The sequence below is a fragment of the uncultured Brachyspira sp. genome (assembly GCF_910578695.1).
In the GTDB taxonomy this organism is placed as follows: domain Bacteria; phylum Spirochaetota; class Brachyspiria; order Brachyspirales; family Brachyspiraceae; genus Brachyspira.
In genome coordinates this window covers 1-15,527 of record NZ_CAJTQJ010000052.1, presented here as the reverse complement: position 1 = coordinate 15,527, position 15,527 = coordinate 1, and the positions used below count along the sequence as shown (strand labels likewise).

Below are 15,527 nucleotides of genomic sequence, written 5' to 3'. Positions count from 1 at the left end.
GCTTACGGAGAGCTTGTGCATTTTAAGGCATTAGGAGATATACAAACAGAATACCTTACTAAAGATAATTATTATGGAGGAGGTTATTACTATAAACTCGAATATAATTCTAAAGATGATTATGTGAATATAAGAGATAAGCCTAATGGAAGAATAATAGGCAAAATTTTGAAAAATGATATGATTAATAATGATGCACTTTTATTATATATTGTTAATCTAGAGGGTGAGGACTTAGTAAGTATAGCAAATTGGGTTGAAGTACTTTATTTTCCGCCTAATGCTAAAGACGAAAGAGATGCTTTTTATGGTTTTGTACATGCCTCGCAGGTGAAATATACAGATTGGTATCAATAATTTGAAAATATATTGTCATAAAGGAGTGCTTAATGGATTTAAAAAATAAATTGGCTGATATTTTAGATAAAGAGGGATTTATTAGTATATTTTCTTCTTTTCTTGCTATTATTATAGGGCTTCTTCTCGGGCTTATAATACTTCTTATAAGTAATATTTATGATGCATTACCTGCTTTTATGACTATACTTTCAGGCGGATTTTCCGGAGGTACTAGAGGAATGGGACAGGTTATATATACTGCCACGCCTTTAATACTCACAGGGCTTTCAGTAGGATTTGCTTTTAAAAACGGGCTTTTTAATATAGGAGCTTCAGGGCAATTTATAGTAGGTGCTTATGCTGCTGTACTAGTTGCTGTTAAATGCATATTTCTTCCGCCTGCTCTTCATTGGATTACAGCTTTATTTGCTGCTTTTATAGCAGGAGGACTTTGGGCTTTATTACCCGGATTTTTAAAGGCTCATTTTAATGTTAATGAAGTTATTTCAAGCATTATGATGAATTATATAGGTATGTATTTAGTTAATTATTTAGTTACTCTTACAGTTTATGATATGCTTAAAAATCAGTCTCAGAATATACCTCCTTCTTCTATGATTCCTAATATGGGGCTTAATATTATATTTAAAGGTTCAAGTGCTAATGGAGGATTTTTCATTGCAGTGATAGCAGTAATCATAGTATATATAATACTCTCAAAAACTATATTCGGTTTCGAGCTTAAAGCATGCGGACTTAATAAGGATGCAAGTAAATATGCTGGTATCAATGAAAAAAGAAATATAGTTATTTCTATGGTTATAGCAGGAGCTTTGTCAGGGCTCGGAGGAGGGCTTTTATATCTTTCGGGTGTAGGAAAGCATATAGAAGTTGTTGATGTGCTTGCATACGAAGGTTTTATGGGCATACCTATTGCATTGCTTGGGCTTTCAAATCCTATAGGCATTTTAATTGCAGGGCTTTTCATTGCTCATATTACTGTAGGAGGATTTTATATGCAGATATATGATTTTACCCCAGAAATTATAGAGATGATTATATCTGCTATTATATATTTCAGTGCTTTTGCCTTGCTTTTCAAATCCATTGTAGGGTTTATATCCAAAAAACTAGTTAAAAAAGAAGAAAAAAATGCTAATGAGTAAATGGAAAAAGAAATAAAAGAGAGAAAAAAGATAAAAGGAGATTTTAATGGATACAATTTATTTTTTAGTACAGCAGACAATGTTCTTTTCTATTCCGCTTTTACTTACAGCATTGGGAGGAATGTTTTCTGAAAGAAGCGGTGTAGTCAATATTGCTCTTGAAGGTATAATGATAATAGGTGCTTTTGCAGGCATATTTTTTATAAGCAGATTTGGAGCTAATTTTCCTCCTATGATTACATTATCTATTGCTATGATTATATCGGCTTTATCAGGACTTATATTTTCTCTTTTTCACGCTTATGCTGCTATTAGTATGAGTGCCGATCAAGTTATAAGCGGTACTGCTTTAAATATATTTGCTCCTGCTTTTGCTATATATATAACAAGGGCGGTTCAAGTTGTTCAGCAAATAAGTTTTGTTAATAATTTTAGAATAGAATCTGTACCTATACTTGGAAGAATACCTATAATAGGCGGATTATTTTTCAAAAACACTTATATAACTACATATATAGGTTTTATAATATTAGCTTTATCTTGGTTTTTGCTTTATAAAACAAAATTCGGACTTAGACTTAGAGCTTGCGGAGAACATCCTCAGGCTGCAGATTCTGTGGGCATTAATGTTTATAAGATGCGTTATATAGGAGTTGCCTTATCAGGATTATTAGCAGGTTTAGGCGGATTAGTTTTTGTTATTCCTACCTCTACAAATTTTAATGCTACTGTATCAGGCTATGGTTTTTTAGCTTTAGCAGTACTTATATTCGGACAATGGAATCCTATAAGAATACTTTATGCAGCATTTTTCTTCGGGCTTATGAAGACATTAGCTTCTGCTTATTCAGGAATACCTATACTTGCCGATTTGCCTATACAGAATAATATATATAAAATGATACCTTATATAACAACTATAATAGTGCTTGCATTTACATCTAAAAATTCACAGGCTCCGAAAGCATCAGGCACAGCTTATGATAAGAGTGTAAGATAATATATAATTACTGCATTTAAAAGCTAGCGGTTAATTATAGCTATTAGCTTTATTTATAATTTCATTTATTATGTGCTTAATAAACATCAAATTTAAAAAAATTTTGATCGGGCAGTTAAAATAACAGTTAAAACAAAAAATAAAAATGATATTAAAATATTATGAGTAATAAATCTTATACTAAAGTATAAGATTTTAGATTTTTTGTATAATTTAGATAAAAAAATCCGATGTCGGTTTTCCGACATCGGCTAATATTATTATTTTGTGCTTTCTATTTTATTTATTATCATTTTCTTTAAATATTGACTAATAGTTTGATTTTCACTTTTAGCATACTTTCTAATTTATTATATAGCTCATTTTCTAATCTTACATAAGCTACTTTTAATATTGGCTTAGCTTTATTTTCAGGAGCTATTTTTTTGCGTCCTGCCCCCTTTCTTGCTCCACCTTTTGGCATAATATTATCCTTTTATAATTTGAGTTAAAGCTATTATTGTTATAGATATTGCTATAATAAAATAACTTACTGTATCAATAATTTTTATTATTCTATCAAACTTTTTATCATTCATATATTGACCTCCGTTTTATATTTGATATAATTTATATATAAAAAAGCGGGAAGCTATGGAGCAGTAATGACTCCCCGCATTTTGTTTACTGTTTAATAATCTGTGCTATTGCAGTTATTAAAGCAGCAATGGCAATTATTAGCTTTGATAGGGCTTCGATAATTGCCATTTTCTTTTTAAATTTCATCAGCTTGCCTCCTCTCATTTATTTATAATATAATAAAGCTAGCAAATCTTATATTTTCAATTATTTTGTTATTCATATATTGACCTTCATTTTATATATGTTATAATTTTTATATATAGAGGGGGGGGGATTGCCACCCACCCCCAATTTCAATTACCGTTTAAGCAATGTTGCTAAAGCAGTAATCAAAGTTGCTATTGCTATGATTAATTCAGTAAGGGCTTTAATCATAGCGATTTTTTGTACAGCTTATACTCACTATAGGGAAAAAGCGAGTTTTTGATAAAAAACTTCCGCCTAAGTTCTTAGGAGCTTTTGACAGTGAAAAGATAGCATTTATAGATATTCAAAATTCAAGGTGAACTAAATCTATAATAAAATTTGAATTATAAGCAAATCTATATTATAAGTTTTATTTTGCATGCACTTAATAGGCAGTGAATTATAAAATATTTGATATATAATTTATATAAACAGACATTTGTAAAATATTGCTTTTTTATATATAATTAAATAAATTTTTGTATGGAATTTTATTATGCTTAAATATAATTCAAAAGAAATACTAGATTATGTTATAAAATGCAGAAGATATTTGCATACTATACCTGAATTAGGTCTTGATTTGCCGAAAACCAGAGAATTTGTAATAAATGAACTTGATAATTTTAAGAATATTAAATATACAAAAAATAAAAAAGATTCTGGTATTATAGCTTTTATAAATGGCAAAAAAAAAGATAATAAAGACAATAAAAAAATAATTGCTTTAAGAGCCGATATGGACGCTTTACCTATAAAAGAAGATACAGATTTTGAATATAAATCATGCAGTAATAATATGCATGCATGCGGACATGATGCACATACTGCTATACTGCTTGGAGCCTGTAAAATACTTAATGATAATGCCGATGAGTTTTCTGGAACAGTAAGATTTTTATTTCAAACAGGCGAAGAAATAGGGAAGGGTGCTAAAATAATGATAGAAGAAAATGCATTAAAAGATGTTAATGCAATATTCGCAGTACATGTAGGAAGTTTTGCACCTGATACTCCTAATGGTGTTTTTATCATACAGGAAGGTCCTATTATGGCATCAACAGACAAGATAATAATAAAAATTAAAGGAAAAGGAACGCACGGAGCTTATCCTCAGGCTGGAATAGACCCTATAATTATGTCTGCTGAGATTATTAACGGGCTTCAGTCAATAATTACAAGAGAAATAGAATCTTCAGAAACGGTTATACTATCGCTTTGTAAAATCAGCGGAGGAAGTGCTTTTAATATTATACCTGATACTGTTGAAATAGAAGGCACTATTAGAACTTTTAATAATGATGTCAGAGATTTTTTTATAAAGAGGATAAAAGAAAAATCTAAACTTATATCAAATTCAATGTTAGGCGAATGCGAAATAGATATAATAGAATATGCATGCACAACTTTAAATGATGCTGAAATTACAAATAATATAAAAAATACTGCTGAAACTATATTTTCTAAAGAAGCTGTTTGGAATAAATATTATAAGCCTAGTATGGGCGGAGAAGATTTTTCTTATTATTTGAGAGAAGTTAAAGGCTGTTTTGCTTTATTTTCCACTATAACAGAAAAAAATATACCTAATCATAATAGTAAATTTGAAATTAATGAAGAAAAACTAAATATGCCTTCAGAACTTATGGCTAATTGGGCTTTTGATTTTCTTAAATAATTAATTATTATTTTATATATATTATTATAATGCAATAAAAAAATTATATTTTATAAAAAATATAGTTTTAATTTTTAGTAAATCCTTTTATAAAACCTATTATAAAAAAAGCACCGTAAGTTAAATGCGATAGCAGTATTCCTACAGCTTTACAAAAACCCTTTATAGGAGATAGCGTACTTGCCCAGCTTCCAAGCAAGCATAATATATAAAAGCTATGAGGAAATAATAATAAAGCTGAAAAAATATTTTTGTTTATAATAGGAATATAATTATTTAATATTTGCGGTAAGTTAAAATATAAAGCAAATGGAAGAAAAATAGTATAAAGTAAAAATACAGACGGTATGAAATATGATAAACTTAATGAATTTCCTCCAAATCTTTTAACAAAATATCCTCTATGCCAAGCATAACCTTTTAACTGCTTGAAATGTCCGAAAAATAAATCTCTTCTATGATGATAAACCAATGCTTCAGGAGTATATAATATTTTTTCATTAGCTTTCATAATATTATTGCAAAGAATAGTATCTTCTCCTGGCCAATATTCACTGTCAAAACCTCCTACCTTTTCATAAAGTTCTCTTGTAATTATAAAATTGCAGCTTGGATAATCATTAACATACTGAACTTTATCAGGTATATATCTTGCTTTATGCTTTCCGCTCATAAGCGATGAACTATAAATAAGTCCGCTTATCTGCTTTGAAAAATTATCTTTATGAGTATTAACAGCAGGTCCTCCTAAAGCCTTAACTCCTTTACTTTCCATTGCTCTTAATGCATTATGAAGCCAATCTTTTTCAGGATATGTATCATCATCTAAAAATGCTAATATATTTCCGCTTGATTTTTTTACTCCTACAGCTCTTTTTATTGCAGGAGGAAGTTCTCCTGTTTCTATTATTCTTATTCTATAATCTTTAAATAATTCTATATTAATTTCTTCATCAGTATATTTATCAGGAAGTATTATAATTTCAAAATTTGTATATATTTGTTCAAGTAAATATTCAGTTTCTTCTTTTATATAATCATTAATTTTTTTTAATGGTATTATAATGCTTACAAAAGGTTTTTCTTTTAACTCGAAAAATAAATCATTATAAAAATGGACAATATTAAGTCTGTAAAATATTGCTAAAGTATCGATAAAAGTTTTCCATAGAATTTTTAATTTTATAAATCCGAAATGCCTGTTCGGATTAACTATAACAGGTGCAGATACTATTTTTTTACCATTATAATTGCATGCAGCTAAGACTTCCAAGTCATAAGCAAATTCTTTTACTAATATTCTTGGAAAAATATTTATAATGGCATCTCTTTTAAAAAGTTTTAGTCCCGTCTGAGTATCTTGTATAGGAAGATGAAAAAATATCTTTACAAACATAAAATATATAAAAGAAATGAGTTTTCTAATATTAGAATAATTCACTATAGAATCTTTATGTCTTTTAGAGCCTATAACAACATCAGCATTCTCTTTTTGCATTATTACAAAAAAATTTTCTAATTGAGAAGGATCTATTTCCATATCTCCGTCGCAGAATATTATATACTCGCCATTAGATATTTCGCATGCTCTTTTTAAAGCATGTCCTTTTCCCTGATTTTCTATTGCATAAACTCCTGATATGTTTTTTAAATTTTTATTTGTATTATTATTTTTAAAGTTTATGCATAATTTTTCTATTTCTTCTTTTGAATTATCACTGCTTCCGTCATCTGAAATTATTATTTCAAAGTTCATAAAAAAAGGAGAAACTTTTTCTATTAATATATTTATATTTTTTTCTATTGATTTTTCTATATTGTAGATTGGAACTAATATAGATACTAATTCTTTTATTATCATACTTTACTGCTTTTATATACGATTATTATTTAATTAAATATTATACAAAAACTATTTTATTTGTAAAGGTATGTTATTAAAGATTTAAATATGTTATTAAAGATTTAAAATATAATATTTAATAAATATTTATTTAAGGTATATCTATTGTTTTAGGATCAGTATCTTTTTTCTCTAAAGCCCAATCTTCATCATTATTAGGATCCATTTCAGCTATTTTTTCAAGGCTCATACATATATATGTACCTTTTGCAGTTACAGCTATTTTATCATCATTAAGAAGTATATAGCCTTCTCCCTCAAATATTCTGCCGTCTCCTGAAGTTATTTTTCCTATTATTCTAATTTCTTCATTAATTGGTACAGGTTTTTTATACTTTGTTGTAAGCGTCATAGTAACACCCCATTTATCTTCTCCAGTATAAGGCATCATAGCCCTTCCTATAGTTTCATCTAAAATAGCAGCAAGTATTCCTCCATGCACTCTTGAGGGATATCCTTGATGCACATCTTTGAAAGTTACCAATGCACATAATGATTTATCTTCTAATTCATAAAACTCTGCCTGCAGACTTAAATCATTTTTAAACCCGCATACAATACACATTCTTGAATTATTCTGCTTATTTAGTACTTTCAATTCCATAAAAAACCCCATTAAAAAATTTTATTATTACATATAAATTTATTTTATAATAGCTTATTAGCTATATACGCTCGTTTAAACTATTAATTTATATTAATATTTTTAAATAAAAAAAACAATATTATTATTTATTTTTTATTACTTTTTATAAATTAATAAGTTTTATAAATGACTTTTATTTTTTGTTGACAAAAATAAAAATTAAATTTAATATTAAAATAAGTTACTTAAACTAGGAGGATATTATGTCTAAAGAAGTATCAGGGATGTTTTCATTTTTATTGGGCGTGACAGCTGGTGTAGCATTAGGTGTATTATTTGCACCAAAAGCAGGCGATGAGACTAGAGAAGATATTAAAGAAACTATGGATAATATCAAGTATAAAGTAGATGATATTTATCATAGAGGCGTATTAAAAACTTCTGAACTAGTTGAAAAAGGCAAAGAAAAAACTAATGATTTTATTGAAAAAAGGAAGAAAAAATCTTCTGAAGAGGTAGAAGAATAATAAAATATGCAAGATATTACATTTCAAATTAATGTTATAGCTATATCTTTGGCTTTTATATCTATATCTATATTGATATTAGTTCTTGGCATATTTTTTGTTTTACTTGCCGGATATTTTAGATTTACTAATAGATTTGACAGAATACTTGAAAATGTTGAATCTATTAGTGAAAAAATTAATGGTATTACCAATATAGTTAATGATGAAGCAAACAAAGTGAAAATAACATTAGATAATATACATGATTCCTTTAACAGTTTATCTGCTAGTTTTAATAATTTCAGCAGTATAACTGAAAATATATCTAATAATTTTAGTATTATTAATATATTCAAATCTATATTTGCTTTATTTAAAAGCAAAAGTAAAAATAAGAAAAAAGATGATTTCACCCAAGATGATGATGAAGATTATGATTGATAATTAGGAACTGCTTTACTATGATGAAAAAAATATTTTTAGCACTTTTATTTACAACTATATCAAGTTTATTTTTATATTCAGATGATACCAATTGGGTAATAAGAATAAGAGATTCTCAAGGTAATGTAAAAAAAATTATGACTGTTGAGGACTGCTTATCTGAAATATCAAATCTTACAGTTTTGAGAGGTGCTCCTGATAATGCTGTAAATATGCTTCTTACAAATGATTTTCAATTATGGCAGTTTGCTTCTCAAATTATAGATCAGGAACTTGTATACCTTAAAGCAGTTGAAGAAGGTTATGATAAAGATGAAGAAATTATTAATTTAATTTCTAAAGAAAGAGATAATCAATTATCTCAGCTTTATATGCAGGAAAAAGTAAGCGATGATTTCGCTGTTGTTACTGATGCGGAAAAAAGAAGGTTTTTTAATAATAATAGAGCTAGAATACAGGCATCTGTAGGTCATAATGTTGCTTATGAGCAGGTAGCTATGGAAATAGAAACTACTATTTTGCAGGAGCGTATGCGTAATGAATATGATAAAATATTAGAATCAGCAAAGACTAATTATAATTTGAAATATTCAGTTACTTCAGATCCTTGCATTACAATAGAAGATGAAACTATACCTTTATCTGAATTCAATGATATGTTTAATGAATCTTTAAAGCAGGCTGGTGCAAATATACCTGCTGCATTGAGAATTCAGGCTAGAGATGGTATGTTCAAGGCTTTTGTAGCCCGTGAAGTTATGGTGTATGAGGCTAAAAAAGCAGGTTTTTATGATACCCCTCAGGCAAAAGCTATAGAAAATTTCTTAACTAGAAATGCTGTAACGGCAAATTATATAGATAAAACTATAAGAGAATCTATTCCTATACCTACAGAAGAAGAAATAAATGAAGCTTATGAAAGATATGGTAAAATGTATAATATAGATTCTTTACCTTATGCAGATGCTCAGAAAGCATTAGCCTCTTTGGTGACAGAAGCCAAAACTCAGCAGAAATATCAGATATTAGTTACAGATTTGAGATATAGATATAATATAGAAAAAAATCTTGACTTATTATTAAATAAAAAGTGATTTACTAATTAATAAATTATGAAAAATAAATTATTTATTATATTTTTTATATTATGTCTTTTTTATCAAATTTCTTTTGCAAGAAGAAACGATTTTGATTTTGATGTATCTCCTCATATACGAAAAAATAAAATATTTTCTGTTGGTATAGGCGGCATATTTTCTGAATATAATTCTTGGTTTGATAATGGTACTTTATATACTTTAGATCCTCATAATCAAAATATAAGCAGAAGAGATTTATATTTTACCTTTATGCCTTATTTTTCAGTAAGACCTATTAAATATTTAGAAATTGGAGTATCGGCAGGCTTTACATACCAAAGACAAGATTCAAGAAATGATATAACTAGTGCAACAAATATGACAGATGCTTTCAATTTTGACTCTATTAATACATTTATCAAAGCAACTCTTTTAGATTGGTATTTATCTATAGGAGTTAAAGCTGGGTTAAGCTATAGTTTTATGAAAAATAATCATATATATTCAGAAATTAAAAATCCTATGAATATATATGCTACTATAATGCTTGCAGGGGTTCCTAAAGTAATACCTGTGAACTTCTTATTTGCATATACATTTGATACTAGAGATAATTTATTAGAAGATATTTTTAATATAGGAGAATTATCGGCAGCTGTAGAAATTATAACTTCGCCTTTTATTACTTTGTATACAGGAGTTACTTTTGTATTTCCATATACTAAAAAATCTAATTTCTCGTATGTAGAGCCTTTTGTTAAATTTAAAGCTACAATATCTGACTTTTTATATATGACAGTATCATATCATAAAGTTGTATGGGGAAAAGGCTATGCACCTAATACTTCAAATTTTAATTTTTCAATAGAATATATGTTCTACTCTCCTAAATTAAAAGGTCATAAAAAATAGTAAATTATATAGAGAATATAATATTTATAGAATCACCCAATAAATATTGAGATATAGTTTGTATAAATCCTAGTATAGTTCTTAATATTCCAAAGAACAATAATGTATAAAGTATTAAAAATCCATAAGGATATATTTTATCATAAGTATTTTTGCCTTTTGGCGATAAGAAAAATCTTAGTATCCATCCGCCGTCTAGCGGAGGAAATGGCAGTAAATTAAAAAACATAAGCATTATATTTATAGTATAAAACATCAGCAGCATAGTTAAAATTACAGGCAGGGCATTAAGAAAAATATTAGAAACTATATTTGAATTTTGTTCTAATATTATTATAATCTTATATATTAAAAAAGTACCGTCTGCAGTAAATGTTAGTATTTTCATTATTATAAAAGAAACAGCAGCAATCATTAGATTAGCAAAAGGACCTGCAAATGAAACTAAAGCCTGATCTCTTTCAAAATTATTAAAATTATAAGGATTTACAGGTACAGCTTTCATCCAGCCTATAACAGGAATTCCTGTAACAGCCGCTATTATCGGAAGTACTACGCTTCCTAATATGTCAATATGAGCTATAGGATTTAGAGTAAGTCTTCCCATATCCATAGCGGTTCTGTCTCCGAATATGAATGCTGTCTTGGCATGCGAATATTCATGAGTGCTTGCAGATACTATAAACACTATATATGATATTATTCCTATTGATAATCTGCTGGAAAATATTTCATTAATCATTTTTCATCATTTCCTTAAAATTATTAGTTTTTATTATTAAACTTGTTCGTTAATGATATCCCGCCATTCTGTGAATGTCAGGCACTCACAAGTTTTTTTATTTTTTTTATTATTGCTAATAAAAATTATGAGCTTTAATTTTCTGCCATTCTACGAATGTCAGACGCTCATAATTTTTATATTTAGCTTTTTAGCATTTAAATCTTATTTTCTTAATTGAAAGTATTCTATAGTATTTATCAATTCATTGGATTCATTAAGGAGCGACTGAGAAGCAGCTGTAGCTTCCTCCACTAAAGAAGCATTTTTTTGTACTGAAGAATCCATATTATTAATAGCAGTATTTACCTGTTCTATACCTTTCTGCTGTTCCTGAGCGGCTATATTTATTCTTTCCATTATATTTGATGCACTATCCATTTTAGCGGATATATCATCAAATATTTCTTTTGATTCTTGTACGCTTTTAGCAGCTAAATGTATTTTGTCTGTACTGTCATTTATTAATGCCGTAATATTTTTTACAGATTCCTGAGTATTCTGTGCTAAATTTCTAACTTCGCTTGCTACAACAGCAAATCCTTTTCCTTGATCTCCAGCCCTTGCAGCCTCCACTGAAGCATTAAGGGCAAGTATATTAGTTTGAAATGCTATATCCTCTATAAGTTTTGTAATGTCTATTATTTTAGTACTTGATTCATAAACATCATTCATTTTATTTACACTGTCTTCTACTATGATTCCCGCTTTGATTAAAGACTCTTTAGCTTCTGATACCATAGAAGTACTTTGCGAAACTCCTTCGGCAGATTCTTTTATAGCACTAGCCATTTCATTCATAGATGCAGCCGTTTCTTCTAAACTAGATGCCTGAGAATCAGTTCTTTGAGATAAATCATTATTTCCTATCAAAACTTGATTGGCAGCAATAGAAACATTTTCTGCAGAATTTTTTACTACAGTTACAACTTTATTTAAACTGCTTAATGTATTTTCTAATCCGTTTGCTATTTCTCCCCATTCATCATTCATACTTAAGAACTTTTTAGAAATTTTGAAAGATATATCCCCTTTATATATTCTTGATATATCTCTAGCCAAATATCCTATTATACTTGTAACTTTTCTTTTTATTATATACGGAATCATAATAGAGCTTATTGTTATAATTAATAAAAATATTATAATCATAATATTTCTAATCATATTGCTTTCTCTGAATATAGAAGAATTTGCCGCCATTAATTCAAGTATCCAATATTTGCCGTCTATAACTTCTACAGGAATAAATAAGTATGTTGCTTTTCCTTTATAATATTCAGTATAGTCAGAAAAATATGATATATTTCCTTTAGATGCATTTTCAAATACTTGATGAGCCTTATACTGAGGATAAACATCATACATATTTTTAGTTAAATTATTATCAGAGCCTGAATCATATAAAAAATTTCCATTATGATCATATAAAAGTCCTTCTGAATTTTCAAAAGGGCTTATACTTTTCATAGTTTCATTTAATGTTTCAAGCTTCACATCTGCTGTTATAACACCTATAACCTTATTTCGATAAATTATAGGAATAGCCCAAGTATACATTTTTACCATATTGTTATTGCCGACATCAAAATTATATACCCCTGTTAAGTATTCGCTAGATTTCATAATTGTTTCTCTATAATAATCCCCATTTAAGTCCTGCATACTAACTGTTTTTGAAATTATTTTATTATCAGATGTTCTTGATATATAATATGCCTGCTGTCCTCTGGTTAGCGGATATGTATTGATATAATCAGCATCATTTCCTAATATATTCGGTTCAAATATAATCATCATTCCTGCAACTGTCTGAGGCATTATATTCAAAAAATCATCTATCAGTCTCTCATAAGCTCTTCTATCAGCTATTCCAGAACTATACATATTTTCTATTGTATATTTAATTGCTTTTAGACTGTAAAAATCTTCTTTTAATACAGCTGTTAATTTACTGCCTTCTCTCTTTGCAGTTTCTTCAAGAATTTTATATGATAATTTACTGCTTATATTTTGCACATAAACAATATTGACTATATTTGATATTGCTGTCATTGTAATCAAAGGAACTAATATAATTAAACTAATTTTTACTTTAAGGCTGACCTTTTTAAACATAAGAAATCCTAACATTTTTTTTATATTATACATAACTCCCGTATATATTTCAATTATAAAATTTATTTAAACTAATATTTTATAGAATAAAAACATATAAAATCTGTTATATGAATTGCATTTAACTTTTTAATTTAAAATATTCTATAGTATTCATCAATTCATTGGATTCATTAAGGAGCGACTGAGAAGCAGCAGCAGCTTCCTCCACTAAAAAAGCATTTTTTTGTACTGAAGAATCCATATTATTAATAGCAGTATTTACCTGTTCTATTCCTTTCTGCTGTTCCTGAGCGGCTATATTTATCCTTTCCATTATATTTGATGCACTATCCATTTTAGCGGATATATCATCAAATATTTCTTTTGATTCTTGTACGCTTTTAGCAGCTAAATGTATTTTGTCTGTACTGTCATTTATTAATGCCGTAATATTTTTTACAGATTCCTGAGTATTCTGTGCTAAATTTCTAACTTCGCTTGCTACAACAGCAAATCCTTTTCCTTGATCTCCAGCCCTTGCAGCCTCCACTGAAGCATTAAGGGCAAGTATATTAGTTTGAAATGCTATATCCTCTATAAGTTTTGTAATGTCTATTATTTTAGTACTTGATTCATAAACATCATTCATTTTATTTACACTGTCTTCTACTATGATTCCCGCTTTGATTAAAGACTCTTTAGCTTCTGACACCATAGAAGTACTTTGCGAAACTCCTTCGGCAGATTCTTTTATAGCACTAGCCATTTCATTCATAGATGCAGCCGTTTCCTCTAAACTAGATGCCTGCGAATCGGTTCTTTGAGATAAATCATTATTTCCTATCAAAACTTTATTTGCCTCTGCAGTAACCTTGTCAGCTGAATTTTTTACATTAGAAACAACTTCATTCAAATTATCTAATGCTAATTGAAATCCTCTTGCTATTTCTCCCCATTCATTATTCATAGTTAAAAATTTATCTGATATTTTTGCAGATATATCTCCGTTTGCAACTTTATTAATATCATTTGAAATATAGCCTATTATAACAGTGATTTTATTTCTTATTATCAAAGGAAATATTACAGATATTATAATAATAAGTATTATTGATATTACAGATATTATTTTTACTACTGTATAAGCATTTTTGAAAATAACTTTGTTTGGAACTACTATTTCAAGTCCCCAATATTTTCCTTTTGTAATTTCTATAGGCGTAAAAAAATAAGTTGAATACTGCTTCATACCCAAGCCGTAAATTTGAAAAATTGATATTTGATTATTTTGTATATTTTCTAATACATTATATTTTTTATAGTTAGGATAAGCATCATATATATTTTTGAATATTTTGCTTGAATCGACAGTATTATATAAAGCAATTCCATTATTATCAAAGAAAGCTGCTTCTGTACCTTCAAAAGGTTTTATAGTATCTAAAATAGGATAAATAAATTTTATATCTATATCTATACCTATAACGCCTATAACATTATTGCTGCTTTTTATAGGTATGCTCCAGCTAAAAATTATTGACTTTTCATTATCTATATTTGATTCATATATTTCTGTTATATAATTTTCTCCTGTTGTAATTGGTTTTGTATATTTATCATTTTGAAATTCATTTAACGGAAATATTTTTTCTCCGCTTCTTGATAAATAGTAATTAAATTTGCTGTTATAATCAATATTATTTCCTACAGTATTAGTTTCAAAAACTATGAATATTCCTCTTACATTTTGAGGAAGTCCTTGAAAAAAATTATCTATACTCTCTTTATAAATATTTATATCTTTAATATTATTTTCATACATAGTTTCTAAATTGATTTTAAAGCCTATTAAATAATTTAATTCTTGTGTGAAATTCATTTTTAAATAATTAGCCTCTCCTTTAGATGTTTCTTCTAAAATCTTATAAGAGAGATTTTTGCCTATTTTGTATATATAAAATGTAGATAGAGTACTTGATATTATTATCATTATAATAATTGGAATTAATATAATAACTGTAATTTGAAATTGTAAACCAATTTTCTTCATAATAAATAACCCTTTAAATAATTTTTTAAATAATTTTTTAAATAATTCTTCAATGATAAATAATAAGCATAAAATATATTATTAATCTGCAGTGTATTTATAGTATAATAAATATTTTGGGGCTGTCCTAGATAACTTAAATTTGTTAAAATTTAGGTATGAAACGCAGTAAA

The 15,527-nt window shown here is 27.6% G+C and carries 14 protein-coding genes and 1 pseudogene; 8 read left to right on the top strand and 7 right to left on the bottom strand.

Translation table 11 applies throughout. The annotated features are described in order from the left end of the window. From QZ288_RS10885 to QZ288_RS10875, 3 genes and pseudogenes are all read left to right on the top strand, one after another. A pseudogene (locus tag QZ288_RS10885) lies at positions 1-357 on the top strand (hypothetical protein); the annotation flags it as partial. Between the two features lie 32 nt (positions 358-389). Further along, on the top strand, positions 390-1,505 hold the full coding sequence (locus tag QZ288_RS10880; RefSeq protein WP_295158785.1) for an ABC transporter permease: 1,116 nt from the start codon (positions 390-392) through the stop codon (positions 1,503-1,505). A gap of 46 nt (positions 1,506-1,551) precedes the next feature. Beyond that, the gene (locus tag QZ288_RS10875) at positions 1,552-2,505 is read left to right on the top strand and encodes an ABC transporter permease (protein ID WP_295158784.1); all 954 of its coding nucleotides are present in this window, start codon (positions 1,552-1,554) and stop codon (positions 2,503-2,505) included. Between the two features lie 260 nt (positions 2,506-2,765). On the opposite strand, the gene QZ288_RS11790 is transcribed toward QZ288_RS10875, so the two are convergent. Both QZ288_RS11790 and QZ288_RS10870 read right to left on the bottom strand, forming a co-directional pair. Further along, a complete protein-coding gene (locus QZ288_RS11790) occupies positions 2,766-2,819 on the bottom strand; it encodes a hypothetical protein (RefSeq protein ID WP_363322972.1) in 54 nt (17 codons plus the stop codon). Then, positions 2,804-2,968, bottom strand: a complete 165-nt coding sequence (locus QZ288_RS10870; RefSeq protein WP_295158782.1) for a hypothetical protein — start codon at positions 2,966-2,968, stop codon at positions 2,804-2,806. The genes QZ288_RS11790 and QZ288_RS10870 overlap by 16 nt, the downstream gene beginning before the upstream one ends. Positions 2,969-3,808: 840 nt before the next feature. Here QZ288_RS10870 and QZ288_RS10865 point away from each other — a divergent pair. Further along, entirely contained in the window at positions 3,809-4,990 is a 1,182-nt protein-coding gene (locus QZ288_RS10865; RefSeq protein ID WP_295158780.1) for a M20 family metallopeptidase, read from the top strand. A 67-nt stretch (positions 4,991-5,057) separates the two neighbouring features. Here the strand turns inward: QZ288_RS10865 and QZ288_RS10860 are convergent, their stop codons facing one another. Then, positions 5,058-6,851, bottom strand: coding sequence for a glycosyltransferase (locus QZ288_RS10860; protein ID WP_295158778.1), 1,794 nt, complete (start codon positions 6,849-6,851; stop codon positions 5,058-5,060). Positions 6,852-6,984: 133 nt separating this feature from the next. Then, the gene (locus tag QZ288_RS10855) at positions 6,985-7,497 is read right to left on the bottom strand and encodes a PaaI family thioesterase (RefSeq protein WP_295158776.1); all 513 of its coding nucleotides are present in this window, start codon (positions 7,495-7,497) and stop codon (positions 6,985-6,987) included. A gap of 245 nt (positions 7,498-7,742) precedes the next feature. Here QZ288_RS10855 and QZ288_RS10850 point away from each other — a divergent pair, with 245 nt between their 5' ends. From QZ288_RS10850 to QZ288_RS10835, 4 genes are read left to right on the top strand one after another with little or no spacing between them, the layout of a single operon-like run. Further along, positions 7,743-8,006, top strand: a complete 264-nt coding sequence (locus QZ288_RS10850; protein WP_295158774.1) for a YtxH domain-containing protein — start codon at positions 7,743-7,745, stop codon at positions 8,004-8,006. Positions 8,007-8,012: 6 nt separating this feature from the next. Continuing rightward, complete coding sequence (locus QZ288_RS10845) at positions 8,013-8,429, top strand: DUF948 domain-containing protein (RefSeq protein WP_295158772.1); 417 nt, start codon at positions 8,013-8,015, stop codon at positions 8,427-8,429. Positions 8,430-8,449: 20 nt separating this feature from the next. Next, positions 8,450-9,526 (top strand): peptidylprolyl isomerase, encoded by a 1,077-nt coding sequence (locus QZ288_RS10840; protein WP_295158771.1) that lies wholly within the window; start codon positions 8,450-8,452, stop codon positions 9,524-9,526. An 18-nt stretch (positions 9,527-9,544) separates the two neighbouring features. Then, a complete protein-coding gene (locus tag QZ288_RS10835) occupies positions 9,545-10,423 on the top strand; it encodes a hypothetical protein (RefSeq protein ID WP_295158769.1) in 879 nt (292 codons plus the stop codon). Positions 10,424-10,427: 4 nt separating this feature from the next. Here the strand turns inward: QZ288_RS10835 and QZ288_RS10830 are convergent, their stop codons facing one another. From QZ288_RS10830 to QZ288_RS10820, 3 genes are all read right to left on the bottom strand, one after another. After that, positions 10,428-11,165 carry a site-2 protease family protein gene (locus tag QZ288_RS10830; RefSeq protein ID WP_295158767.1) on the bottom strand — a complete coding sequence of 246 codons (738 nt, stop codon included), beginning with the start codon at positions 11,163-11,165 and terminating at the stop codon, positions 10,428-10,430. 204 nt (positions 11,166-11,369) lie between these two features. After that, the gene (locus QZ288_RS10825) at positions 11,370-13,322 is read right to left on the bottom strand and encodes a methyl-accepting chemotaxis protein (protein ID WP_295158765.1); all 1,953 of its coding nucleotides are present in this window, start codon (positions 13,320-13,322) and stop codon (positions 11,370-11,372) included. Between the two features lie 121 nt (positions 13,323-13,443). Beyond that, positions 13,444-15,354 (bottom strand): methyl-accepting chemotaxis protein, encoded by a 1,911-nt coding sequence (locus QZ288_RS10820; protein WP_295158763.1) that lies wholly within the window; start codon positions 15,352-15,354, stop codon positions 13,444-13,446. Positions 15,355-15,527 lie beyond the last annotated feature (173 nt).

Bases quoted from the DNA above. Each gene is read 5' to 3' on its own strand.
- QZ288_RS10880 (WP_295158785.1), top strand. From the start codon at position 390: ATGGATTTAAAAAATAAATTGGCTGATATTTTAGATAAAGAGGGATTT.
- QZ288_RS10875 (WP_295158784.1), top strand. From the start codon at position 1,552: ATGGATACAATTTATTTTTTAGTACAGCAGACAATGTTCTTTTCTATT.
- QZ288_RS10870 (WP_295158782.1), bottom strand. From the start codon at position 2,968: ATGCCAAAAGGTGGAGCAAGAAAGGGGGCAGGACGCAAAAAAATAGCT.
- QZ288_RS10865 (WP_295158780.1), top strand. From the start codon at position 3,809: ATGCTTAAATATAATTCAAAAGAAATACTAGATTATGTTATAAAATGC.
- QZ288_RS10860 (WP_295158778.1), bottom strand. From the start codon at position 6,851: ATGATAATAAAAGAATTAGTATCTATATTAGTTCCAATCTACAATATA.
- QZ288_RS10855 (WP_295158776.1), bottom strand. From the start codon at position 7,497: ATGGAATTGAAAGTACTAAATAAGCAGAATAATTCAAGAATGTGTATT.
- QZ288_RS10850 (WP_295158774.1), top strand. From the start codon at position 7,743: ATGTCTAAAGAAGTATCAGGGATGTTTTCATTTTTATTGGGCGTGACA.
- QZ288_RS10845 (WP_295158772.1), top strand. From the start codon at position 8,013: ATGCAAGATATTACATTTCAAATTAATGTTATAGCTATATCTTTGGCT.
- QZ288_RS10840 (WP_295158771.1), top strand. From the start codon at position 8,450: ATGATGAAAAAAATATTTTTAGCACTTTTATTTACAACTATATCAAGT.
- QZ288_RS10835 (WP_295158769.1), top strand. From the start codon at position 9,545: ATGAAAAATAAATTATTTATTATATTTTTTATATTATGTCTTTTTTAT.
- QZ288_RS10830 (WP_295158767.1), bottom strand. From the start codon at position 11,165: ATGATTAATGAAATATTTTCCAGCAGATTATCAATAGGAATAATATCA.
- QZ288_RS10825 (WP_295158765.1), bottom strand. From the start codon at position 13,322: ATGTTTAAAAAGGTCAGCCTTAAAGTAAAAATTAGTTTAATTATATTA.
- QZ288_RS10820 (WP_295158763.1), bottom strand. From the start codon at position 15,354: ATGAAGAAAATTGGTTTACAATTTCAAATTACAGTTATTATATTAATT.